General features: G+C 71.5%; 22 protein-coding genes. 13 read left to right on the forward strand and 9 right to left on the reverse strand.

Annotation, left to right across the window (positions count from 1 at the left end):
- Positions 1-3: 3 nt before the first annotated feature.
- Complete coding sequence (locus ACWD01_RS33290) at positions 4-1,290, reverse strand: CynX/NimT family MFS transporter (protein ID WP_451167150.1); 1,287 nt, start codon at positions 1,288-1,290, stop codon at positions 4-6.
- Between the two features lie 101 nt (positions 1,291-1,391).
- On the opposite strand from ACWD01_RS33290, the gene ACWD01_RS33295 reads away from it, so the two are divergent.
- Positions 1,392-2,078 (forward strand): FadR/GntR family transcriptional regulator, encoded by a 687-nt coding sequence (locus ACWD01_RS33295; protein WP_451167152.1) that lies wholly within the window; start codon positions 1,392-1,394, stop codon positions 2,076-2,078.
- On the opposite strand, the gene ACWD01_RS33300 is transcribed toward ACWD01_RS33295, so the two are convergent.
- From ACWD01_RS33300 to fabG, 3 genes are all read right to left on the reverse strand, one after another.
- Positions 2,041-2,487: a hypothetical protein gene (locus ACWD01_RS33300; protein WP_451167153.1), complete on the reverse strand. Its 447-nt coding sequence runs from the start codon at positions 2,485-2,487 to the stop codon at positions 2,041-2,043. The genes ACWD01_RS33295 and ACWD01_RS33300 overlap by 38 nt on opposite strands.
- Positions 2,488-2,761: 274 nt before the next feature.
- The gene (gene fabI, locus ACWD01_RS33305; protein WP_451167154.1) at positions 2,762-3,529 is read right to left on the reverse strand and encodes an enoyl-ACP reductase FabI; all 768 of its coding nucleotides are present in this window, start codon (positions 3,527-3,529) and stop codon (positions 2,762-2,764) included.
- A 5-nt stretch (positions 3,530-3,534) separates the two neighbouring features.
- Positions 3,535-4,254 carry a 3-oxoacyl-[acyl-carrier-protein] reductase gene (fabG, locus tag ACWD01_RS33310; RefSeq protein ID WP_451167155.1) on the reverse strand — a complete coding sequence of 240 codons (720 nt, stop codon included), beginning with the start codon at positions 4,252-4,254 and terminating at the stop codon, positions 3,535-3,537.
- 366 nt (positions 4,255-4,620) lie between these two features.
- Between fabG and ACWD01_RS33315 the strand changes: the two genes are divergently transcribed.
- The 3 genes from ACWD01_RS33315 to tyrS all read left to right on the forward strand — a co-directional run bounded on the left by ACWD01_RS33315 (position 4,621) and on the right by tyrS (position 9,075).
- Entirely contained in the window at positions 4,621-6,144 is a 1,524-nt protein-coding gene (locus tag ACWD01_RS33315) for a TldD/PmbA family protein (RefSeq protein ID WP_451167157.1), read from the forward strand.
- 186 nt (positions 6,145-6,330) lie between these two features.
- Positions 6,331-7,725 carry a metallopeptidase TldD-related protein gene (locus ACWD01_RS33320; protein WP_451167159.1) on the forward strand — a complete coding sequence of 465 codons (1,395 nt, stop codon included), beginning with the start codon at positions 6,331-6,333 and terminating at the stop codon, positions 7,723-7,725.
- 81 nt (positions 7,726-7,806) lie between these two features.
- On the forward strand, positions 7,807-9,075 hold the full coding sequence (gene tyrS / locus ACWD01_RS33325; RefSeq protein ID WP_451167161.1) for a tyrosine--tRNA ligase: 1,269 nt from the start codon (positions 7,807-7,809) through the stop codon (positions 9,073-9,075).
- 63 nt (positions 9,076-9,138) lie between these two features.
- Here the strand turns inward: tyrS and ACWD01_RS33330 are convergent, their stop codons facing one another.
- The gene (locus ACWD01_RS33330) at positions 9,139-9,417 is read right to left on the reverse strand and encodes a GlsB/YeaQ/YmgE family stress response membrane protein (protein ID WP_451167163.1); all 279 of its coding nucleotides are present in this window, start codon (positions 9,415-9,417) and stop codon (positions 9,139-9,141) included.
- 228 nt (positions 9,418-9,645) lie between these two features.
- On the opposite strand from ACWD01_RS33330, the gene ACWD01_RS33335 reads away from it, so the two are divergent.
- Together ACWD01_RS33335 and ACWD01_RS33340 are read left to right on the forward strand one after the other, a co-directional pair.
- Positions 9,646-10,023, forward strand: a complete 378-nt coding sequence (locus ACWD01_RS33335) for a DUF3099 domain-containing protein (protein WP_451167165.1) — start codon at positions 9,646-9,648, stop codon at positions 10,021-10,023.
- Positions 10,024-10,285: 262 nt separating this feature from the next.
- Entirely contained in the window at positions 10,286-10,522 is a 237-nt protein-coding gene (locus ACWD01_RS33340; protein WP_451167167.1) for a hypothetical protein, read from the forward strand.
- Here the strand turns inward: ACWD01_RS33340 and moaA are convergent.
- From moaA to ACWD01_RS33355, 3 genes are all read right to left on the reverse strand, one after another.
- Entirely contained in the window at positions 10,505-11,494 is a 990-nt protein-coding gene (gene moaA, locus ACWD01_RS33345; protein ID WP_451167168.1) for a GTP 3',8-cyclase MoaA, read from the reverse strand. The two genes, ACWD01_RS33340 and moaA, sit on opposite strands and share 18 nt — an antisense overlap.
- Before the next feature lie 149 nt (positions 11,495-11,643).
- Entirely contained in the window at positions 11,644-13,281 is a 1,638-nt protein-coding gene (locus ACWD01_RS33350) for a solute symporter family protein (RefSeq protein ID WP_451167170.1), read from the reverse strand.
- Positions 13,278-13,646 carry a DUF485 domain-containing protein gene (locus tag ACWD01_RS33355; RefSeq protein WP_451167172.1) on the reverse strand — a complete coding sequence of 123 codons (369 nt, stop codon included), beginning with the start codon at positions 13,644-13,646 and terminating at the stop codon, positions 13,278-13,280. Before ACWD01_RS33355 ends, ACWD01_RS33350 begins: the two co-directional genes overlap by 4 nt.
- Positions 13,647-13,922: 276 nt before the next feature.
- On the opposite strand from ACWD01_RS33355, the gene ACWD01_RS33360 reads away from it, so the two are divergent.
- Positions 13,923-15,452, forward strand: coding sequence for a S8 family peptidase (locus tag ACWD01_RS33360; RefSeq protein ID WP_451167174.1), 1,530 nt, complete (start codon positions 13,923-13,925; stop codon positions 15,450-15,452).
- A gap of 110 nt (positions 15,453-15,562) precedes the next feature.
- Positions 15,563-16,966: a CoA transferase gene (locus ACWD01_RS33365; protein WP_451167175.1), complete on the forward strand. Its 1,404-nt coding sequence runs from the start codon at positions 15,563-15,565 to the stop codon at positions 16,964-16,966.
- Between the two features lie 7 nt (positions 16,967-16,973).
- Here the strand turns inward: ACWD01_RS33365 and ACWD01_RS33370 are convergent, their stop codons facing one another.
- A complete protein-coding gene (locus tag ACWD01_RS33370) occupies positions 16,974-17,699 on the reverse strand; it encodes a VIT1/CCC1 transporter family protein (RefSeq protein WP_451167177.1) in 726 nt (241 codons plus the stop codon).
- A gap of 103 nt (positions 17,700-17,802) precedes the next feature.
- On the opposite strand from ACWD01_RS33370, the gene ACWD01_RS33375 reads away from it, so the two are divergent.
- The 5 genes from ACWD01_RS33375 (at position 17,803) to ACWD01_RS33395 (ending at position 22,569) form a co-directional block, all read left to right on the forward strand.
- Positions 17,803-18,819: a DEDDh family exonuclease gene (locus tag ACWD01_RS33375; RefSeq protein WP_451167178.1), complete on the forward strand. Its 1,017-nt coding sequence runs from the start codon at positions 17,803-17,805 to the stop codon at positions 18,817-18,819.
- Between the two features lie 63 nt (positions 18,820-18,882).
- Positions 18,883-19,116, forward strand: coding sequence for a hypothetical protein (locus tag ACWD01_RS33380; RefSeq protein ID WP_100106509.1), 234 nt, complete (start codon positions 18,883-18,885; stop codon positions 19,114-19,116).
- An 83-nt stretch (positions 19,117-19,199) separates the two neighbouring features.
- The gene (locus ACWD01_RS33385; protein ID WP_451167181.1) at positions 19,200-19,985 is read left to right on the forward strand and encodes an SURF1 family cytochrome oxidase biogenesis protein; all 786 of its coding nucleotides are present in this window, start codon (positions 19,200-19,202) and stop codon (positions 19,983-19,985) included.
- 30 nt (positions 19,986-20,015) lie between these two features.
- Positions 20,016-21,809 (forward strand): glycoside hydrolase family 15 protein, encoded by a 1,794-nt coding sequence (locus ACWD01_RS33390; protein ID WP_451167182.1) that lies wholly within the window; start codon positions 20,016-20,018, stop codon positions 21,807-21,809.
- Between the two features lie 4 nt (positions 21,810-21,813).
- Complete coding sequence (locus ACWD01_RS33395; RefSeq protein ID WP_451167184.1) at positions 21,814-22,569, forward strand: SDR family oxidoreductase; 756 nt, start codon at positions 21,814-21,816, stop codon at positions 22,567-22,569.
- The last annotated feature ends 139 nt before the right edge of the window (positions 22,570-22,708 follow it).

A 22,708-nucleotide genomic window follows, 5' to 3' on the forward strand; every position in this document is an offset into this window, starting at 1 on the left:
GAGTCAGTTTCGCATTCCGGTCTCGTCCTCGATCGTCCGGTCCCGGCCCGCCAGGAGCCCGACGCCGATCTGCGGCACGAGCAGGGCAGCCATCAGCGTGAGCGGCAGGTCCCAGCCGCCGCTGTGCTGGTACAGCACACCCACCAGCAGCGGTCCCGGGATGGAGATCAGGTACCCGGTGGACTGGGCGAACGCGGAGAGCCGTACGACGCCCGCTCCCGTCCTCGACCGCATGCCGATCATGGTGAGGGCCAGCGGGAACGAGCAGTTGGAGACGCCCAGCAGCACCGCCCATGCCCAGGCCCCGGCCGCCGGTGCGAGCTGGAGGCCCAGGTAGCCGGTCAGTCCGCACAGCCCGAGGGCGACGACGATCGGTCCCTGCTGCCTCATCCGGGCCGCGAGCCGGGGGATCACGAAGGCCAGCGGCACGCCCATCACCATGGTGACGGCCAGCAGCACGCCCGCCGTCCCGGCGGGGACGCCCGCGTCGCGGAAGATCTGCGGCATCCAGCCCATGGTGATGTACGCGCCGGTCGCCTGGAGCCCGAAGAAGCAGGCCAGCGCCCAGGCGGTCGGGCTGCGGGTGATGCGCGGCGCGGCAGCCGGCCGCTTGGTGCCGCCGTCGGCCTTGCCGGGCCTCGGCGAGGCCGTGTCCTCGCGGTCGCGCACCAGTCCCAGCCAGGGCAGTACGGCGACGGCGGCGAGTACGGCCCACAGCGCGAGACCGCCCCGCCAGCTGCCGCCGATCGCGCTGGTGAGGGGCACGGTCGCGGCAGCCGCGAGCGACGTGCCGAGGGCGAGGGCCATCGAGTAGAGACCGGTCATCGAGCCGACCCGGTCGGGGAAGTACCGCTTGACGATCACCGGCATCAGTACGTTGCTGACGGCGATGCCCATGAGGGCGAGCGCGCTGGCGGCGAGGAAGGCGGCCGTGCCGCCGGCGAAGGGCCGTACGGCCAGGCCCGTCGCGATGGCCGCCATGCCGGCGCAGACGACGGCCCCGGGCCCGAAGCGGCGGGCGAGCCGGGGCGCGGCGATACCGAAGACGGCGAAGCACAGCGGCGGTACGGAGGTGAGCAGCCCGGCGACGCTGCCGCTCATGTGCAGCCCGGTCCGTGCCTCTTCGAGCAGTGCTCCGAGGCTGGTGATGGCGGGCCGCAGATTGAGCGCGGCCAGCACCATGCCGACGACGACGAGCCGGGTGACCCAGACCGGTGTCGGCCGGGCGGCAGAATCCTGGGCGGCAGGGGCCGTCTCTGCGGGGCTCACGGTGCGGGTCTCCTCGGGCATTGGCCCATCATGGAATCATGGGATGATTGGTTGTCCAATCCCGTACGGTCCGGCGGCCCACCTGCCGGGCACCGGGTGGACACCTCACGACAAGGAGCACCATGGCGCTGTCCTCTCCCCGGCGTTCCGCGCTCTCGGACCAGGTGATCGCCCAGTTGCGGAACCAGATCACCTCGGGCGAGTGGCCGGTCGGATCGCGGATCCCGACCGAACCGGAACTGGTCGAGCAGCTCGGTGTCGCCCGCAACACCGTCCGCGAGGCGGTGCGCGCGCTGGCCCACAACGGGCTGCTGGACATCCGGCAGGGCTCGGGCACGTACGTGCTGGCCACCAGCGAGCTCGCGGGCGTCATGCACCGCCGGTTCGCCGACGCCGACCCGCGGCACGTCGCCGAGCTGCGCTCCACCCTGGAGTCGTCGGCGGCCCGACTGGCCGCGGAGCGGCGTACGGAGCGCGACCTCAAGCAGCTGGACGCGCTGCTGGCCAGGCGCGAGGAGGCGTGGGAGTCCGGTGTCGCGGAGGAGTTCGTGGCGGCCGACGCGACGTTCCACCTCGCCGTGGTCGCCGCATCGCACAACGAGGTGCTGACCGGGCTCTACGCCGACCTGGGCGACCTGCTGCGGGACTGGCTGCGCGAGGACATCGGGCAGGAGCTGCGCCCCGAGCACCACATGGACCACGGGCGGATGGTCGAGGCGATCCGCGCGGGCGACGGCGACGCGGCGTCGTCGGAGGCGGCCGGTTATCCGTTCATGTGCCTGCGTCGGCCCGCATCGGCTGGTGACTGACCCAGACGGAGCGGATCTCCTTCCAGCACCGGCCGGTCAGCTCCCGGTACTCGGCGGCGCGGAGCAGGACGGGCGCCGTGTCCGCGTCGACGTCCCACCAGCGGTCGCACTCGACGTGCAGCCGGACGCGGTCGGCGGAGGGGTAGGGGTTGTGGCAGTAGGCGGTGACCCGCGAGCCGTCGACGACGGTGGTGCACTGCGCCCGGTAGTCCGGCTTCGGCGCCGGCCGGGGGTCCTGCGTCTCCTGACGGAACTGGAGGGTGGCGAGGGGGACGGCCCCCAGCAGGACCGTCGCGGCGGCCAGTACGGAGGCGTTGCGCCATGTCGTACGCACGAGCAGGACCCCCTCGGCCGGGCTGCGGCGCACGCGCCGCAACAGCACCACAAGGAAGATTTGCTCCTCCAGCATCACCGCCCCCGGGTCGGCCCGCCCACGCACTGGGCCGAACGAGCGACGCCCCGCCCACCGCGCGAGGCGATGGGCGGGGCGTGTACCGGCTGCTCAAGGGCCCTCAGCGGGCCGCGGAGACGACCTGGCTCACCCGATCGGCGAGTGAGCCGAAGGGGCGCGCGGCTGCAGAAAGGGAGAACACGCGGAGGTCCCGAGGAACGAGGGACCGAGCATGATCGACCGTCGGCAGTCGCTGAGAGCGCCCCGGAGGTGAACCGAGCCTCAAAGAAGATCAAGCCCCCACGATGTGGACGCCGCCGTCGACGTGGACGATCTCGCCGGTGGTCTTCGGGAAGAAGTCCGACAGCAGTGCGACGACGCCGAGGCCGGCCGGCTCCGGGTCGGCCATGTTCCATTCGAGCGGGGAGCGCTCGTCCCACACCTTGGCCAGGTCGGTGAAGCCGGGGATGGACTTGGCGGCCATCGAGCCGATCGGGCCGGCCGAGATCAGGTTGCAGCGGATGTTCCGCGGGCCGAGGTCGCGGGCCAGGTAGCGGCTCGTGGCCTCGAGCGCGGCCTTCGCCGGGCCCATCCAGTCGTACTGCGGCCAGGCGAACTGCGCGTCGAACGTGAGACCCACGACCGAGCCGCCGTTCTGCATCAGCGGCAGGCACGCCATGGACAGCGACTTCAGCGAGAACGCCGAGACGTGCATCGCGGTCGCCACCGACTCGAAGGGCGTGTGGAGGAAGTTGCCGCCGAGGGCGTCCTGCGGGGCGAAGCCGATGGAGTGGACGACGCCGTCGAGACCGCCGAGCTCCGCGCGCACGAGCTCTTCGAGGCGGGCCAGGTGCTCGTCGTTGGTGACGTCGAGTTCGATGACCTTCGCGGGCTTGGGGAGCTTCCTGGCGATGCGCTCGGTCAGGGTGGGCCGCGGGAAGGCGGTCAGGATGACCTCAGCGCCCTGCTCCTGGGCCACCTTCGCGGTGTGGAAGGCGATGGAGGACTCCATCAGCACACCGGTGATCAGGACGCGCTTGCCCTCGAGGATTCCACTCATGTCGTTCAGTGACCCATGCCCAATCCGCCGTCAACGGGGATGACGGCTCCAGTGATGTACGAGGCGTCGTCGGAGGAGAGGAAGCGCACGGCTGCGGCGATCTCCTCCGGCTTCGCGTACCGGCCGAGCGGCACCTGCGAGACGATGCCCGCGCGCTGCTCGTCGGTGAGTGCCTGCGTCATGTCGGTGTCGACGAAACCGGGTGCGACGACGTTGAAGGTGATGTTCCGTGAGCCGAGTTCACGCGCCAGCGAGCGGGCGAAGCCGACGAGCCCGGCCTTGGAGGCGGCGTAGTTGGCCTGCCCGGCGGAGCCCAGCAGCCCGACGACGGAGGAGATCAGCACGACGCGGCCCTTCTTGGCGCGCAGCATGCCGCGGTTGGCCCGCTTGACGACGCGGAAGGCGCCGGTGAGGTTGGTGTCGAGGACGGAGGTGAAGTCGTCCTCCGACATGCGCATCAGCAGCTGGTCCCGGGTGATGCCGGCGTTGGCGACCAGCACCTCCACGTTGCCGTGCTTCTCCTCGATCTCCTTGTAGGCCTGCTCCACCTGCTCGGCGTCGGTGATGTCGCACCGGACGGGCAGACAGCCGGCCTCGACGAGTTCGGCGGGTGGCTCTCCGGAGCGGTAGGTGATGGCGACCTTGTCACCGTTGGCGGCGAAAACGCGGGCGATGGCAAGACCGATGCCCCGGTTTCCTCCGGTGACCAGAACCGAGCGGCTCAACGGATCACCCTTTCACTAGCTGTTCCAAGCACCTGAGGCCAGGCGACTACCCAGAAAACCTATCGGTCCGGCCCACCGCGCGAGGAATCGGTCTCTGACAGCGCCGCGAACGCGACCCTGTCGGATCCCTACAGAAACCGCCCCCGCGGTCCCTCTCCGCGAGAAGCTGTTCGACCGGTCGGGAGCGTCCGGCGTGCGCGACCGGTGACCACTGACCCGGGACAGCGCCCCGGGTCAGTGCCTCTTCCAGGGAATGCTCGGCAGATATACCCGGCGCCGTACGGAAATCGCCGGACACGGTGCCCCCGCACCGTGATTCACTGCGTGCCGTAGCGACCCCGGTGAGTGCCTGGAGGAAAATCAGCCGTGCTCCACGACATCGATCAGACGTTCACCGCGCTGCCGTTGCGGGCGCTCGCCGACGCGGCCCTCGCCCGGGCCCGCGCGCTCGGCGCCGAGCATGCCGACTTCCGGCTGGAGCGGGTGCGCAGCGCGGCCTGGCGGCTGCGGGACGCCAAGCCCGCGGGTTCCTCCGACACGACGGACCTCGGGTACGCGGTCCGGGTCGTGCACGGCGGGGCGTGGGGTTTCGCCTCCGGGGTGGATCTGACCATGGACGCCGCGGCCCGGGTCGCGGGCCAGGCGGTCGCCATGGCGAAGCTGTCGGCGAAGGTGATCGCGGCGGCGGGCAGCGACGAGCGGGTGGAGCTGGCGGACGAGCCGGTGCACTCGGAGAAGACCTGGGTCTCGTCGTACGGGATCGACCCGTTCGAGGTGCCCGACGAGGACAAAACCGCGCTGCTCGCCGACTTCAGCGACCGACTGCTGCGGGCGGACGGCGTGGCGCATGTGGACGCGTCGCTGCTCACCGTCCACGAGAACAAGTTCTACGCAAACACCGCGGGCACGGTCACGACGCAGCAGCGGGTACGGCTGCACCCGCAGCTCACCGCGGTCGCCGTGGACGACACGAGCGGCGAGTTCGACTCGATGCGCACCATCGCGCCGCCGGCCGGCCGCGGCTGGGAGTACCTGACCGGCACGGGCTGGGACTGGGACTCGGAGCTGGAGCGGATCCCGGCGCTGCTCGCGGAGAAGATGCGCGCCCCGAGCGTGGAGTCGGGCCGGTACGACCTGGTGGTCGACCCGTCGAACCTGTGGCTGACGATCCACGAGTCGATCGGCCACGCCACCGAACTCGACCGGGCGCTGGGCTACGAGGCCGCGTACGCGGGGACGTCGTTCGCGACCTTCGACCAGCTGGGGAAGCTGGCGTACGGCTCGTCGGTGATGAACGTGACCGGTGACCGCACCGCGGAGCACGGGCTGGCGACGATCGGCTACGACGACGAGGGCGTCGAGGCGCAGAGCTGGGACCTGGTCAAGGACGGCACGCTGGTCGGGTACCAGCTCGACCGGCGGATCGCGAGGCTGACGGGCCTCGGCCGCTCCAACGGCTGCGCCTATGCCGACTCCCCCGCTCATGTGCCGGTCCAGCGGATGGCGAACGTGTCGCTGCGGCCGGACCCGGGCGGGCTGTCGACGGAGGATCTGATCGGCGGCGTCGAGCGCGGGATCTATGTGGTCGGCGACCGTTCCTGGTCGATCGACATGCAGCGGTACAACTTCCAGTTCACGGGACAGCGGTTCTTCCGTATCGAGAACGGCCGGCTCGCGGGTCAGCTGCGGGACGTCGCGTACCAGGCGACGACGACGGAGTTCTGGGGCTCGATGGAGCAGGTCGGGGGCCCGCAGACGTATGTGCTCGGTGGCGCCTTCAACTGCGGCAAGGCCCAGCCGGGCCAGGTCGCCGCGGTCTCGCACGGCTGTCCTTCCGCCCTGTTCCGGGGCGTCAACATCCTCAACACGACTCAGGAGGCCGGTCGATGAGCCAGCAGGCCGCGCACGAAGCCCCCTGCTGGGGGTCCGGGGGTCGTCCCCCGGGAAAGCACCGTCTCAACACGACTCAGGAGGCCGGTCGATGAGCCAGCAGGCCGCGCACGAGGCCCCCTGCTGGGGGTCCGGGGGTCGTCCCCCGGGAAAGCACCGTCTCAACACGACTCAGGAGGCCGGTCGATGAGCCCCCGGACCAGCAAGCCGCACGAGATCGTCGAGCGGGCGCTCGAGCTGTCGACCGCCGACGGCTGTGTCGTCATCGCCGACGAGGGGTCCTCCGCGAATCTGCGCTGGGCGGGCAACGCGCTGACGACCAACGGCGTCACCCGCGGCCGCACCCTCACCGTGATCGCGACCGTCGACGGCGCCGAGGGCACCGCGTCGGGTGTGGTGTCCCGTTCCGCGGTGACCGCCGGCGATCTGGAGCCGCTGGTGCGGGCCGCGGAGGCCGCGGCCCGCGGCGCCGGGCCGGCGGAGGACGCCCAGCCGCTGGTCACCGGGGTCGAGGCGTCGCCAGGGTTCACGGACGCGCCCGCCGAGACGACGTCCGCCGTGTTCGCGGACTTCGCCCCGGCGCTCGGCGAGGCGTTCGCCCGGGCCCGGGCGGGCGGCCGTGAGCTGTACGGGTTCGCCAACCACGAGATGACCTCGACGTACATCGGCACCTCCACGGGCCTGCGGCTGCGGCACGACCAGCCGAACGGCACCCTCGAGATCAACGCCAAGTCGCCGGACCGGGTGCGCTCCGCGTGGGCGGGCCTGTCGACCCGGGACTTCAAGGACGTGGACCCGGCCGCGATGGACGCCGATCTGGCGCGGCGCCTGGTCTGGGCGGAGCGCCGGATCGAGCTGCCCGCCGGGCGGTACGAGACGCTGCTGCCGCCGACCGCGGTGGCGGACCTGCTGGTCTACCAGCTGTGGTCGTCGGCGGCCCGGGACGCGGCGGAGGGCCGTACGGTCTTCTCCCGGCCGGGCGGCGGGACCCGCGTCGGCGAGAAGCTGTCGCCGCTGCCGCTGACGCTGCGCAGCGATCCGCACGAGCCGGGCCTGGAGTCGGCCCCGTTCGTGATCGCGCACTCCTCCGGCGACGACGCCTCGGTCTTCGACAACGGGCTGCCGATCACGGCGACGGAGTGGATGCGCGACGGCAAGCTGGAGCACCTGGTCACCACCCGGCACACCGCAGGGCTGACCGGTCTGCCGGTGGCCCCGGGCGCCGGGAACCTGATCCTGGACGGCGGCGGTGAGCGCTCGCTGGAGGAGATGGTGTCCGCGACGGCCCGCGGGCTGCTGCTGACCTGCCTCTGGTACATCCGCGAGGTCGACCCGGCGACGCTGCTGCTGACGGGCCTGACCAGGGACGGCGTCTATCTCGTCGAGAACGGCGAGGTGGTGGGCGAGGTGAACAACTTCCGCTTCAACGAGTCGCCCGTCGACCTGCTGTCCCGGGCCGGTGAGGCGGGGCGGACCGAACGGACGCTGCCGCGCGAGTGGGGCGACTGGTTCACCAGGGCCGCGATGCCCGCCCTGCGGGTCCCGGATTTCAATATGAGTTCGGTCAGCCAGGGCGTATAACCTCGTACACGTTCAATGGCACGTTCAGGTGCACGTTCGATGCCACGCCCGATGGCACTTTCCCGAGGAGACGCGAGACCCGTGACGGACATCGTCGACGAGCTGAAGTGGCGTGGGCTGATCGCCCAGTCCACTGACGAGGACGCATTGCGCAAGGCGCTCGCGGACGGTCCCGTCACGTTCTATTGCGGCTTCGACCCGACGGCGGCCAGCCTGCACGTCGGGCATCTGGTGCAGGTGCTGACCGTCCGCCGCCTCCAGCAGGCCGGGCACCGGCCGCTGGCGCTGGTGGGCGGGGCGACGGGCCAGATCGGCGACCCGCGGCCGACCGCGGAGCGCACGCTGAACGCCCCGGAGACGATCGCGCTGTGGGTGGCCCGGCTGCGGGCGCAGATCGAGCCGTACCTGTCCTTCGAGGGCGACAACGCGGCGGTCATGGTGAACAACCTGGACTGGACCGCGGGCATGTCCGCGATCGAGTTCCTGCGGGACATCGGCAAGCACTTCCGCGTCAACAAGATGCTCACGAAGGACTCGGTCGCCCGGCGCCTGGAGTCCGAGCAGGGCATCAGCTACACCGAGTTCAGCTACCAGCTTCTCCAGGGCATGGACTTCCTGGAGCTGTACCGGCGGTACGGCTGCACCCTGCAGCAGGGCGGCAGCGACCAGTGGGGCAACCTGACCGCGGGTCTGGACCTGATCCACCGCCTGGAGCCGGACGCCGAGGTGCACGCGCTGGCCACGCCGCTGATGACGAAGGCGGACGGCACCAAGTTCGGCAAGTCTGAGACGGGCACGCTGTGGCTGGACCCGGAGATGACCACGCCGTACGCGTTCTACCAGTTCTGGCTGAACACGGACGACCGGGACATCTCGCGGTACCTGCGCGTCCTCAGCTTCAAGAGCCGCGAGGAGCTCGAGGAGCTGGAGAAGCAGACCGCGGAGCGTCCGCAGGCGCGCGCCGCCCAGCGTGCGCTGGCCGAGGAGCTGACGACGCTGGTGCACGGCGCGGATCAGTGCGCCGCGGTGATCAACGCGTCGAAGGCGCTGTTCGGTCAGGGCGAGCTGGGCGACCTGGACGAGGCGACGCTCCGCGCGGCGCTGTCGGAGCTGCCGCACGCCCGGGTCGGCGAGCTGCTGCCGGTGGTCGACCTGCTCGCCGAGGTCGGTCTGGCGCCGAGCAAGTCCGCCGCCCGCCGCACGGTGAAGGAGGGCGGCGCGTACGTGAACAACGTGAAGGTGACCGCCGAGGACGCCGTGGTGACCGGGGACGAGCTGCTGCACGGCCGCTGGCTGGTGCTGCGCCGGGGCAAGAAGAACCTGGCGGCGGTCGAGGTCGCGACCGGCTGACCCGGCGCACGCGGAGAGGCCGGGTGGGGCGTTCTCGCCCCACCCGGCCTCCGCGCGTCGCGTTCAGGCGGCGTGGCGTTTCTTGCCGCGTACGGCGGTGTACGCCATGTCGCCCAGGAAGACGATGACGATGGCCGCCGCGAGCTGCAGCGCGTGCCGGCCCCAGTCGATACCGCTCGTCTCCGCGATGCCGATACCACGCGCCACGGCGTTGCCGATGACGGCGCCGATGATGCCGAAGATGGTGGTCAGCCAGAGGGGACTGTGCTGCTTACCCGGAATGATCGCTTTCGCGAGCAGACCCAGCACGAATCCCACGATGATCGCCCACAACCAGCCCATGGCTGCCTCCTTGTCCGGCCTCTGCGTGAGCAGTTACGTCGCCAGTCTCGGCCCGGTCGCCGTACAGCGCATGTCGGGGAGGGCCGTACGCGTCACGGCGCAGTCGCGGCACGCATACGTAGGGCGGCCCCGCTCTCGAAGGCGGCGCAGAGCGGGCGTACCGTGGAGGCGACGGGAACAGGACATGCCCGGGCACGTCCCGCGCGGGAATCGGGTGGTGGAGACGCGATGCGGAAGCACGGCGGAGCAGAGGTCTTCCGGATCACCGGCGCACGGCAGAGTCTCGCCGACGACGTCCGCGGCAGACAGCGCCGCTATGTGATCTCGATGTCGGTACGGACCGTTTCCGTGGTCCTCGCGGCGGTCCTGTGGAACGTGGAGCGCCATGTGGCCGTGGTGGCGCTGGTCCTCGGCATCCTGCTGCCGTACATCTCCGTCGTCATCGCCAACGCGGGCCGGGAGAACGCGCCTTCGCTGCCGTCGACGTTCGTTCCGACGCCGGTCCGGCCGGCGGTCGAGGCAGCCCCGAAGCCGGACGCCTCGACCGAATCCGAACCGGAGGCGGAGGCCGTCCCCGGGGACCGTCCGGCGGCCGGACCAAGCTGACGGCAGAGCCGACGGCGGGGCCGTCGGCGGGGCCGTCGGCGGGGCCGTCGGCGGGGCCGTCGGCGGGGCCGTTCGAAGCCCGGAAAAGGCTCAGGAAAAGCTCAGATCAATCATGAAGTTCCGGTGCACCGCACCCTGTTACCCGTGACATACTGCCTACGCGCTCCGCATCCCCCGTCGGAGCGACGGACCGACGCCGGGCAGCTCCCCCCGTGGCTGCTCGGCGTCGCCATGCTGGGACAATGATCCCGTGAATCCTCCGGTGAGTGACGAGACCCCCATCTGCTCGGCCAAGGGCTGCCGTACGGACGCCGTGTGGGTCCTCGCCTGGAACAACCCGAAGCTGCACACGCCGGACCGCCGCAAGACGTGGCTCGCGTGCGACGAACACCGCGAGCACCTCTCGCAGTTCCTCGGGGTGCGCGGTTTCCTGAAGGACGTCGTGACGCTGGAGCAGTGGGAGCGCGGCACGGGAACCGGATCAGCCGCCGATGGCTGACATGGGCCGCTCCGGCTGAAGGAACGACGGGTCGTCCAGACCGGATCCGGCCTTCTTGCCCCACATCGCCAGCTGCCAGATGCGCGAGATCTCCTTGTCGGACGCGTCGGAGCGCAGAGCGGCCCGCAGGTCCGTCTCCTCGGTGGCGAAGAGGCAGGTGCGCACCTGGCCGTCGGCGGTGAGCCGGGTGCGGTCGCAGGCGCTGCAGAACGGCCGGGTGACGGAGGCGATGACGCCGACCCGGTGCGGCCCGCCGTCGACGACCCAGCGCTCGGCGGGCGCGGAGCCGCGGGCGGTGTCGCCCTCCGGGGTGAGGTCGAAGCGGGTGCGCAGCGATTCGAGGATGTCACCGGCGGTGATCATGCCGTCACGCTTCCAGCCGTGCTGGGCGTCGAGCGGCATCTGCTCGATGAAGCGGAGCTCGTAGTCGTGCTCCACGGCCCAGGCGAGCAGGTCGGGGGCCTCGTCGTCGTTGAGTCCGGGCATCAGGACCGTGTTGACCTTGACGGGGGTGAGGCCGGCGGTGCGGGCGGCCTCGAGGCCCTCCAGCACGTCGCGGTGGCGGTCGCGGCGGGTGAGGGTCTTGAAGACGTCGGGCCGCAGGGTGTCCAGCGAGACGTTGACCCGGTCGAGGCCGGCTGCCTTCAGGGCCGCGGCGGTGCGCTTGAGGCCGATGCCGTTGGTGGTGAGGGACATCTTGGGGCGCGGCTCGAGGGCGGCGCAGCGCTCGACGATGCCGACGAGGCCGGGGCGCAGCAGGGGCTCTCCGCCGGTGAAGCGGACCTCTTCGATGCCGAGATCGGTGACGGCGATGCGGATCAGGCGGACGATTTCGTCATCTGTGAGCAGATCCGGCTTGGCCAGCCACTGCAGGCCTTCTTCCGGCATGCAGTACGTGCACCGCAGATTGCACCGGTCGGTCAGTGAAACGCGCAGGTCAGTGGCCACTCGGCCGTAGGTGTCAATGAGCACTGTGGGCCCCCTCCCTCTTCGCGGATCCGACGTGTCCGAGCCTACGCGAGTACGCCGACAACACCAGGGCGCATTTGCCACGAGGTACGCGGCGGCCACGTCGTAGGACTCTACGACGCGGCCGCTGACGTGTGTGTGTCGTTTTCCTCTCAGTGGGCTCCGACGCCGGTGAGGGACTTGACCTCGAGCTCGGCGTACTTGCCCTCGTCGGGCTTCTCCTTGGTGAGGATCGAGCCGAGCCAGCCGAGCAGGAAGCCCAGCGGGATGGAGATCAGGCCCGGGTTGGACAGCGGGAACCAGGCGAAGTCGGCGGCGGGGAACATCGACGACGGCTTGCCGGAGACCACCGGCGAGAAGAGCACCAGCAGGACGGAGGAGGCGAGACCTCCGTAGATCGACCAGAGGGCGCCCTGGGTGGTGAACTTCTTCCAGAACAGGCTGTAGAGGATCGTGGGCAGGTTGGCGGAGGCGGCGACCGCGAAGGCGAGGGCGACGAGGCCGGCCACGTTCAGGTCGCGTGCGAGTGCGCCGAGGGCGATGGAGACGATGCCGATGAAGACGGTCGCCCAGCGTGCGGCGCGGACCTCCTCCTTCTCCGTGGCCTCTCCCCTGCGGATCACGTTGGCGTAGATGTCGTGCGCGAACGACGACGAGGAGGCCAGCGTGAGTCCGGCGACGACGGCGAGGATGGTGGCGAAGGCGACGGCCGAGATCACGGACAGCAGGATCGCGCCCCAGGTGGAGTCGATGCCCCCGATGTGCAGGGCGAGGAGCGGGGCGGCGGTGTTGCCGGCCGGGTTGGACGCCTTGATCTCGGCGGGTCCGACGATGGCGGCGGCGCCGAAGCCGAGCGCGATCGTCATGAGGTAGAAGCCGCCGATGATGCCGATGGCCCAGTTGACCGACTTACGGGCGGCCTGGGCGGTGGGCACTGTGTAGAAGCGGATCAGGATGTGCGGGAGTCCGGCGGTGCCGAGGACGAGTGCGATGCCGAGCGAGATGAAGTCCAGCTTGGTCATGCCGTCGATGCCGTACTTGAGGCCGGGCTCCAGGAAGGCGTCCGGGTTGCCCGCCTGGCCCGTCTCGCTCTTCGCCGCGGCCTCGCCGAGCAGCTCGGAGACGTTGAAGTTGAACTTCCACAGCACCAGGAAGGTGATCAGCAGGGTGCCCGCGATGAGCAGCACGGCCTTGACCATCTGCACCCAGGTGGTGCCCTTCATGCCGCCGATGGTCACGTAGACGATCATCAGCAGGCCGACGAGGGCGACGATCGCGACCTTGCCGCCGTCGCTGGTGATGCCGAGGAGCAGCGAGACGAGGATGCCCGCGCCGGCCATCTGCGCCAGCAGGTAGAAGATCGACACGACGATGGTGGAGGCGCCCGCGGCGGTGCGCACCGGGCGCTGGCGCATCCGGTAGGCGAGGACGTCGCCCATCGTGTAGCGGCCGGAGTTGCGCAGCGGCTCTGCGACGAGCAGCAGGGCGACGAGCCAGGCGACCAGGAAGCCGATGGAGTAGAGGAAGCCGTCGTAGCCGTAGAGGGCGATGGCGCCGGCGATACCGAGGAACGAGGCGGCCGACATGTAGTCGCCCGAGATGGCGAGGCCGTTCTGGAAGCCGGTGAACTGGCGGCCGCCGGCGTAGAAGTCGGACGCGTTCTTGGTCTGCTTGCCGGCCCGGACGGTGATGAACAGGGTCGCGATCACGAAGGCCGCGAACAGCGAGATGATCAGCGGCCGGTGCTCGGATGTCGCGTTCGAGGCCGCGAGCTGCAGGACGGGGCTCATGCGTCGGCCTCCATACGGGACTTGATCGCCTCGGCCTTGGGGTCGAGCTTCGCCGCGGCGTGCCGCGAGTAGAACCAGGCGATGAGGAAGGTGGTCGCGAACTGGGCGAGACCGAAGACGAGGGCGACGTTGATGTTGCCCACGACCTTCGTGCCCATGAAGCCGCCGGCGAAGCTGGAGAGCAGCACGTAGAGCAGGTACCAGGCGATGAACGCGACGGTCAGCGGGAAGGCGAAGGAACGGTAAGTGCGGCGCAGTTCGCCGAATTCCGTACTCTGCTGCACCCGCATGAACGACTGGGTGGTGGGCTGGGCCGGACCTGCGGCCGTGGCGGACTCGGGGGGCGGCGGTGCATCGGTGGTCACGGAATCTCCTCGCGACGCGGGTGCGATAGGCATGGACTGGGGGGTGTCGCTGGCGGGGGCGGTTGGATGTCGCTCCACTCCCTGACAACGTCACGGCGCTCGCCGCGAACCGGTTCACCGCCGGTCTTTTTCTTCCGCGCTCGGCCGGCCTTCTTCCGTGCTTCCTTGGCGAACTCATTGAAGAAGGGCCTTGATCAGCGATAGCTTCACTCGTCATGTACCCGCCCATTCGCACAGGGGTGTCTGGGCGGTTGTCACGGATGATGTGGAGAACCCATGGCTCATCTGGGATCCAGACGGCGCCGCGCACTCGCGCTGCCCGCCGGTCTGGCGCTCACGGCCTCGCTCGGCTTCATGCCCGCGGGGGCCGCTACGGCGGCGCCGGTCGACGTTGTGACCGCCGCGGTCCAGACCGACGGACCGAAGCTCAGCTACGTCGTGAACGTGAAGGGCGGAAACGGCACCGCCAAGGCGGTCAAGAAGGCCATAGCCGAGGCCGGTGGAACGGTGGTGATCGCCTACGACCAGATAGGCGTCATCGTCGTCCACTCGCAGAACCCGGACTTCGGCACCACGATCCGTGGTGTGCGGGGTGTGCAGTCGGCCGGTGCCACGCGTACCGCGCCGCTGGCTCCGTCGGCCGACCTGGCCATCGACTCGGAGCGTCCGCTCACCGCCGAGGAGGCGAAGTCCGCGGCCGCGATCGCGGACGCGGACCAGGACCCGCTGGAGCCCCTGCAGTGGGACCTGCCGGCGATCAAGGCGGACAAGGCCCACGAGAAGACCCTCGGCAGTGACAAGGTCACCGTCGCGGTCATCGACACGGGTGTCGACGACACCCACCCGGACCTCGCGCCGAACTTCGACCGCGACGCGTCCGTCAGCTGTGTGGGCGGCGTGCCGAACACGGCGGACGGCGCCTGGCGTCCGGGCCCGACCGAGTCCGACCACGGCACCCACGTGGCGGGCACGATCGCCGCGGCCAAGAACGGCATCGGTGTCACCGGTGTCGCGCCGGGCGTGAAGGTCTCCGGCATCAAGGTCTCGCAGCCCGACGGCTTCTTCTACACCGAGGCCGTCGTCTGCGGCTTCGTGTGGGCCGCCGAGCACGGCGTCGACGTGACCAACAACAGCTACTACACGGACCCGTGGCTGTTCAACTGCAAGAACGACGCGGACCAGAACGCGCTCGTCGAGGCCGTCTCCCGCGCCACCCGCTACGCGGAGAGGAAGGGCGCGGTCAACGTCGCCGCGGCCGGCAACTCCCGGATGGACCTGGCCGCCGACGAGCTGACGGACACGTCCAGCCCGAACGACACCACGCCGGGCGAGCGGGTCATCAACCCGCGCGAGTGCCTCGACATCCCGACCCAGATCCCGGGTGTCGTCACGGTGTCGGCGCTGGGTGCGAAGGGCCTGAAGTCCTCGTACTCCAACTACGGCAACGGCGTGGTCGACATCTCCGCCCCGGGCGGCGACGCGACGCGCTTCCAGGCGCCGGACGCCCCGGCCGTCGACGGCCGCATCCTGTCGACGGTCCCCGGCGGCTACGGCTACAAGGCCGGTACGTCGATGGCCTCCCCGCATGTCGCGGGCGTGGCCGCGCTGATCAAGTCGACGCACCCGTACGCACCGCCGGCCCTGGTGAAGGGTCTGCTGTTCGCGCAGGCGGACGACACCGCGTGCACGAACCCGTACGACATCAACGGTGACGGCACCGTCGACGCGGTCTGTGACGGCGGCAAGGGCAAGAACGGCTTCTACGGCCACGGCGTCACGGACGCCCTGGACGCGGTTCGCCGGTAACGGTTTCCAGGCCGGCGGCAGTTCCGGCAGGATTCCCGGCATGAAGCGGGCCCGGTGCGTGATCGCACCGGGCCCGTCGCCGTCGTGGCACCCGGTGCCATAGTGATCGTATGACCGACTCCTCCTCGAACTCCCCCGCGAGCGGCACCGCTCAGGCATGGGCGGCGCTGGGCGGCGACCCCGCGCTGCTCGACCGCGTCACCTACCGGGGCGGCGGCTCGCTGCCCGCCCTGCTGCCGGTGATGGAACTGGCGCGTACCACGGCCGCGGTATGCTCACTGGCCGCCGCCGAGCTGGCCGCGCGCCGGGGCGACGGCGTGGTCCCGGCCGTACGGGTCGACGACGGGGCGGTGACGACGGCGTTCCGGAGCGACCGGCTGGTACGGGTGGACGGCGTGGCGCCGGCCACGTTCGCCCCGCTGTCCCGGTTCTGGCGCACCGCGGACGGCTGGGTGCGTACGCACGCCAACTACCCGCACCACCGGGCACGGCTGCTGGGCGCGCTGTCCCTGCCGCCGGACGCCGGCGTGGAGGCCGCCGCCGAGGCGATCGGCGCGCGCCGCGCGCTGGACGTGGAGGAGAGCGTGTACGCGGCGGGCGGCCTGGCCGTCGCCGTGCGCGACCCGGACGCGTGGGCGCTCCACCCGCAGGGCGCTGCCGCCGCCGGGCATCCGCTGCTGCGCGTGGAGCGGCTCGGCGACGACAGCCCGCCCCGTACGGCGGACGGCCCGGTGTCGCCCCCGTGTGCGGGCCTGCGGGTGCTGGACCTGACGCGGGTGCTGGCCGGTCCCGTCGCCACGCGGACGCTCGCGCTGCTCGGCGCCGATGTGCTGCGGGTCGACGCACCGCACCTGCCGGAGAGTCAGGACGCCCACAACGACACCGGTGCGGGCAAGCGGTCCACCCTGCTCGACCTGGCGTCGGCCGCGGACCGCGATACGTTCGAGGAACTGCTGGCCCTGGCCGACGTGGTGGTGACCGGCTACCGTCCGGGCGCCCTCGACCGCTTCGGCCTCTCCCCCGAGGCGCTCGCCGAGCGCCGCCCCGGCCTGGTCGTGGCCCGGCTCTCCGCCTGGGGCCGGTACGGGCCGTGGGCCGGGCGGCGCGGCTTCGACAGCCTGGTCCAGGCGGCGTCGGGCATCGCCGTGACCGAGGGCGAGGACGGCAACCCGGGCGCACTGCCCACCCAGGCCCTCGACCACGGCACCGGATACCTGCTCGCCGCCGGGATACTGCGCGCCCTGACGGAACAGCACGACGCGGGCGGAACAAGGGTCGTGGAGGCCGCTCTCACACAGACGGCGGCCTGGCTGACCGGGAGCCTGCTGAAGCAGCCGGCCGCGCAGTCCCCGGCGTACGACGCCGAGCGGTGGCTCACCGAGCGCGACACCCCGATGGGGCGCCTGCGCCACGCCCTGCCCGCGGTCGCCTACGAGGGCGGCCCGGCCGACTGGGCCCGCCCGGCGGGGCTGTGGGGCACGGACGCACCGCAGTGGCGGGCCACCGGAACCTGATGCGGCCTCACACCCCCGCCGCTCCCAGCGCCGTGCCCGCCGCGTGCGTGACCGCCATGGCGAGCGCCCCGCCGGACACGTTGCGCAGCACGGCGGGTCGCGGCGGGGCCGCGCCCAGCCGGGCGCTCCACCAGCCGGTGACCGCGAGCGCGACGAGCACCGAGCCGACGGTGACGTACAGGCGGGCCGACGCCGGGGGCAGCACGATCGCCAGCAGCGGCAGCAGGGCGCCGGCCGTGAACGCGAGGAAGCTGGCGCCCGCCGCCTGCCAGGGGTCGGTCAGCGCGTCCGGGTCGATGCCCAGCTCCACACGCGCGTGGGCGCGCAGCGCGTCCCGTTCGGTGAGCTGGACGGCGGCCTCCCTGGCCACCTCCTGCGACAGCCCGCGGCCCGCCAGCATCCGGGTCAGCTCGTCCAGTTCGGCCTCCGGCTGCTCCCTCAGCTCACGCTTCTCCACCGCCAGGGCGGCCTTCTCGGAGTCGCGCTGGGTGGAGACGGAGACGTACTCGCCGGCCGCCATCGACATCGAGCCGGCGAGCAGTCCGGCGAGCCCGGCGGTGAGCAGCGCGCCTCGCGAATTCGTCGCTCCGGCCACGCCGACGACGATGCCCGCGGTGGAGACGATGCCGTCGTTCGCCCCGAGGACGGCGGCGCGCAGCCAGTTGAGGCGGGTGCCGAGACCGCCGCCCGCGTGGGGTTCGTCGTGCGTCCCGCCGCCGGTCGTTTCACTCATCCGGGGAGCCTTTCACGCCAGGGAAGTTGGGCGCGGCGTGCCACGCCCCGGCTCCGGAGGACCGGGGGCGGGCAAGGGCTGTCGGTCCCGGCCCGTATTCTCTGTGACCATGCTCGACGACCGTACGACCGTAAGCCCGACATGGCCGGCCGCGTATCCGCAGAGGTACGCGGTCGTCGACGTGGAGACCACCGGACTCGCCCGGGACGACCGGATAGTGTCGGCCGCCGTCTACCACCTCGACACGCAGGGCAACGTCGAAGACCACTGGTACACACTCGTCAACCCGGAGCGCGATCCGGGGCCGGTGCGGATCCACGGTCTGACGAGCGATGTGCTGGAGGGCGCGCCGCTGTTCGGCGAGATCGCCGGTGAGCTGTCCGCCCGGCTCGACGACCGGGTGCTGGTCGCGCACAACGCCGCGTTCGACTGGTCCATGATCGCCAGGGAGTACGCGCGTGCCCGCGGCGCGGCGCCGACCCGGCAGCGGCTGTGCACCATCGCGCTCGCCAAGGAGCTGCGGCTGCCGTTGCCGAACCACAAGCTCGAATCGCTCGCCGCGCACTACGGGGTCGTGCAGCAGCGCGCGCACCACGCGCTGGACGACGCCCGCGTGCTCGCGGAGGCGTTCCGGCCGAGCCTGCACCTCGCGGCCCGCGACGGTGTGCGGCTGCCGCTGCTCGAGTGCCGGCCGCTGACCGAGTGGTCGGACGCCCCCGCCACCCCGCGCGTCGGCTACCAGCCGTCGTACGGCCACAGCAGCTGGCGCCCGTCGCGCAAGCGCCCGCCGTGCCCGTTCCCCAACCCGGGGCGGTACGAGCCGGGCGGGCAGCTCGTGCAGGGCATGCGGGTCGCCTTCTCCGGGGACACGTCGGTGGAGCGCGACCTCCTGGAGGACCGGGCGGTCGAGGCTGGACTGCACGTCGCGACGAGCGTGTCCCGGCTGACGAGTCTGCTGGTGACCAACGACCCGGAAGCGGCGACGTCCAAGACGGTGAAGGCGGCGTCGTACAGCACACCCGTCGTCGACGAGGGCGCCTTCACCCAGTTGCTGCGGGACGTGACCCCGGCGGCCGCCGCAACCGACCCGTCGGCGGGACGCGCACGCGCATCGGAGTGAACCCGGCGCGACTCGCCCGCCGGCCGCTCGCCCGCGGCGCCGAAGCGTTTCACCCTGTGGCGCATGGCACGTTGCGAGGTTTGCGGAAACGACTACGGCATGTCCTTCGAGGTGCACGCGCAGGGCGCGGTGCACGTCTTCGACTGTTTCTCCTGCGCCATCCACCGCATGGCGCCCATCTGTGAGCACTGCCGGGTGCAGATCATCGGGCAGGGCGTCGAGGTCGAGGGCCACTGGTACTGCGGCGCCCACTGCGCCCGCGCCGAGGGGAGGGCCGGGATCGTCGACCGGGTGTGACCTGCGTCCCGGCCGGGTCGACGGACGGTCCCGCGGCGGACCCAGCGTCCGGGACCCGGCGCGGAGCAGGTACGGTCGAAGCCGTGTACCGCTTCCTGTTGACCCGGCAGTGGGTGATCCTCACCCTCATCGGCCTCGTGCTCGTTCCCACGATGATCGAGCTGGGCTTCTGGCAGCTCCACCGGCACGAGCGCCGGGTCGCGCAGAACGCCGTCATCGAGCGGAACCTCGGCGCGAAGCCGGTCCCGGTGACGGAGCTCACCTCCCCCGGGCACACGGTCCCGCGCTCCGACTACTGGCGGCGGACCACCGCGACCGGCACTTTCGACACTGCCCATGAGGTGGTCGTCCGCCGCCGTACCAACGCCGACGACCGCGTCGGCTTCCACGTACTGACCCCCCTGGTGCTCACCGACGGGCGCGCCGTCCTCGTCAACCGCGGCTGGGTCCCCGCGGCGGCCGACCAGAAGGCGTTCCCCGAGGTGCCGCCCGCGCCCGGCGGCACCGTGACGGTCACCGGCCGGCTCAAGGCCGACGAGACGACCGGCTCCAGCGGCATCAAGGACCTGAAGGGGCTGCCGCCCCGCCAGGTGATGCTGATCAACAGCGAGCAGCAGAGCCTGCTCCTGGACCGGCAGGTGCTCGGCGGCTACCTCGAACAGTCCGACCCGAAGCCCGCCGGCGCCGGCCCCGAGCTGATCCCGGAACCGGACCACGACTCCATCGGCGCCCATATGGCGTACGCCGTCCAGTGGTGGCTGTTCGCCGCGGCGGTGCCCGTCGGGTGGGTGATTCTGGTACGCCGCGAGAAGCACGACCGCGCGGCGGCACGAAGCGCCGCGCCCGAGCCGGCCCCGGCCGCTGCTTAGCCCTCTCCCGCCACGGGAACACGCCAGAGCGTGACCCAACACACCCAGCGCATCGAGGACTACGCCCTCATCGGCGATCTGCAGACCGCCGCCCTCGTCGGCAGGAACGGCTCCATCGACTGGCTGTGCCTGCCCCGGTTCGACTCCGCGGCCTGCTTCGCCGCCCTCCTCGGCGACGAGGAGAACGGCCACTGGCGGATCGCCCCCGAGGGCTCGGGAGTCTGCACCAGCCGCCGCTATGTCGGCGCGTCGCTGGTGCTGGAATCGGTGTGGGAGACGCACACCGGGACGGTCAGGGTCCTCGACTTCATGCCGCAGCGGGACGAGGCGCCCGACATCGTCCGCATCGTCGAGGGCATCAGCGGCACCGTCGACATGCGCGGCACCCTGCGGCTCCGCTTCGACTACGGCTCCGTCGTGCCCTGGGTGCGGCGCGCCGACGGCCACCGGATCGCGATCGCCGGCCCCGACTCGGTGTGGCTGCGCAGTGAACCGCCGGTCAAGACCTGGGGGCAGCAGTACAGCACCTGCTCGTCGTTCACCGTCGGCGCGGGCGACTCGGTGGCGTTCGTCCTCACCTGGCATCCCTCGCACAAGCCGCGGCCCGGTCTCATCGATCCGCACGAGTCGCTGAAGCACTGCCTGCAGGACTGGGAGACGTGGTCGTCGAAGTGCCGGTACCAGGGCTCCTACCGGGACGCCGTCCTGCGCTCCCTGATCACCCTCAAGGCGCTGACGTACGCCCCCACCGGCGGCATCGTCGCCGCCCCCACCACCTCGCTCCCCGAGCAGATCGGCGGCGTGCGGAACTGGGACTACCGTTTCTGCTGGCTGCGCGACTCCACCCTCACCCTGAGCGCGCTGGTCTCCGCCGGCTATCTCGACGAGGCCGCGGCCTGGCGTGACTGGCTGCTGCGCGCGGTCGCCGGCGACCCGGCCGACCTCCAGATCATGTACGGGCTCGCGGGCGAACGGCGCCTGGCCGAACTGGAGCTGGGCTGGCTCGCCGGCTACGCCGGTTCCGTACCGGTCCGCGTCGGCAACGGCGCCGCGGACCAGCTCCAGCTCGACGTGTACGGCGAAGTCATCGACTCCCTCTTCCTCGCGCGACAGGCGGGGCTCGCGCCGGAGCGGCACGCCTGGAACATCCAGCTGAGCCTGCTGGGCTTCCTCGAGGCCAAGTGGCGCGAACCGGACGAGGGCCTGTGGGAGGTCCGCGGCCCGCGCCGGCACTTCGTGCACTCCAAGGTCATGGCCTGGGTCGCCGCGGACCGCGCCGTACGCACCCTGGAGTCGGAGCCGTCGCTGCGCGGCGACGCGGCACGCTGGCGGGCGATGCGGGACGAGGTGCACCGCGAGGTGTGCGAAAAGGGCTTCGACCCGGTACGGAACACCTTCACCCAGTCGTACGGCTCGGCGGAGCTCGACGCGGCCGTCCTGCTCATTCCCCGCGTCGGATTCCTGCCGCCCGACGACCCCCGGGTGATCGGAACCGTCGACGCGATCCGGCGGGAACTCGGCAGCGGCCCCCTCGTACGCCGCTACACCGCGGAGGCCACCCACGTCGACGGACTGCCGGGCCAGGAGGGCGCGTTCCTCGTCTGCTCCTTCTGGCTGGCCGACGCACTGCGGCTGACCGGCCGGGAGAAGGAGGCCCGCGAACTGTTCGAACGGCTGCTGGCCCTGCGCAACGACGTGGGCCTCCTCGCCGAGGAGTACGATCCGGCGGTCGGCCGGCACCTCGGGAACTTCCCGCAGGCGTTCAGCCACATCGGCCTGGTCACCACGGCCCTCGCGCTCACCGGACAGGAAGCGGCAGGATAGGGCCATGGATCTTGGACTGAAGGACCGTGTCTACATCGTCACCGGCGCCTCGCGCGGCCTGGGCAACGCCTCGGCGCGGGCGCTCGTCGCGGACGGCGCGAAGGTCGTCATCAGCGGACGGGACGAGCAGACCGTCAAGAACGCCGCAGCCGAACTCGGCGCCGGCGCGGTGGGCGTGGCCTGCGACAACGCGGACCCGGCGGGTGCGGAACGCCTCGTCGCCGCCGCCCGGGCCCACTTCGGGCGCCTCGACGGCATCCTCATCAGCGTCGGCGGCCCGGCGCCCGGCTTCGTCGCGGACAACTCCGACGAGCAGTGGACCGCCGCCTTCGAGTCGGTCTTCCTCGGCGCGGTCCGCCTCGCCCGCACGGCCGCGGCGGAACTGGGCGACGGGGGCGTCATCGGCTTCGTCCTCTCCGGTTCCGTGCACGAACCCATCCCCGGCCTGACCATCTCCAACGGCCTGCGCCCCGGCCTCGCCGGCTTCGCCAAGTCCCTCGCGAACGAGCTCGGCCCGCGCGGCATCCGGGTCGTCGGCCTGCTGCCCTCCCGCATCGACACGGACCGCGTCCGCGAACTCGACGCCCTCTCGGGCGACGCGGAGGCGGCCCGCACGGCGAACGAGTCGGCCATCCCCCTGCGGCGCTACGGCACCCCTGACGAGTTCGGCCGCGCGGCGGCGTTCCTGCTGTCGCCGGCGGCGTCCTACCTGACCGGCCTCATGCTCCCGGTCGACGGCGGCGCCCGCCACGGGTTCTGACGGGAGAGATTCCGGGCTCCGCCCGGACCCGGTACCGCGCACGCCGGCGGGGCTGGATTCTCCAGCCCCGCCGGCGTTTGAGGCGCGGGGGTCCGGGGGCAGCCCCCCCGGTTCGCGGAGCGGAGTGTCAGCCACGCCC

It is taken from the genome of Streptomyces sp. NPDC002835, assembly GCF_053591995.1.

Coding starts and splice junctions, on each gene's coding strand:
- ACWD01_RS33290 (WP_451167150.1), bottom strand. CDS start 1,290: ATGCCCGAGGAGACCCGCACCGTGAGCCCCGCAGAGACGGCCCCTGCC.
- fabI (WP_451167154.1), bottom strand. CDS start 3,529: ATGAGTGGAATCCTCGAGGGCAAGCGCGTCCTGATCACCGGTGTGCTG.
- ACWD01_RS33330 (WP_451167163.1), bottom strand. CDS start 9,417: ATGGGCTGGTTGTGGGCGATCATCGTGGGATTCGTGCTGGGTCTGCTC.
- ACWD01_RS33295 (WP_451167152.1), top strand. CDS start 1,392: ATGGCGCTGTCCTCTCCCCGGCGTTCCGCGCTCTCGGACCAGGTGATC.
- ACWD01_RS33320 (WP_451167159.1), top strand. CDS start 6,331: ATGAGCCCCCGGACCAGCAAGCCGCACGAGATCGTCGAGCGGGCGCTC.
- ACWD01_RS33350 (WP_451167170.1), bottom strand. CDS start 13,281: ATGAGCCCCGTCCTGCAGCTCGCGGCCTCGAACGCGACATCCGAGCAC.
- ACWD01_RS33370 (WP_451167177.1), bottom strand. CDS start 17,699: ATGAGTGAAACGACCGGCGGCGGGACGCACGACGAACCCCACGCGGGC.
- ACWD01_RS33335 (WP_451167165.1), top strand. CDS start 9,646: ATGCGGAAGCACGGCGGAGCAGAGGTCTTCCGGATCACCGGCGCACGG.
- ACWD01_RS33380 (WP_100106509.1), top strand. CDS start 18,883: ATGGCACGTTGCGAGGTTTGCGGAAACGACTACGGCATGTCCTTCGAG.
- ACWD01_RS33365 (WP_451167175.1), top strand. CDS start 15,563: ATGACCGACTCCTCCTCGAACTCCCCCGCGAGCGGCACCGCTCAGGCA.
- ACWD01_RS33395 (WP_451167184.1), top strand. CDS start 21,814: ATGGATCTTGGACTGAAGGACCGTGTCTACATCGTCACCGGCGCCTCG.
- ACWD01_RS33300 (WP_451167153.1), bottom strand. CDS start 2,487: ATGCTGGAGGAGCAAATCTTCCTTGTGGTGCTGTTGCGGCGCGTGCGC.
- ACWD01_RS33360 (WP_451167174.1), top strand. CDS start 13,923: ATGGCTCATCTGGGATCCAGACGGCGCCGCGCACTCGCGCTGCCCGCC.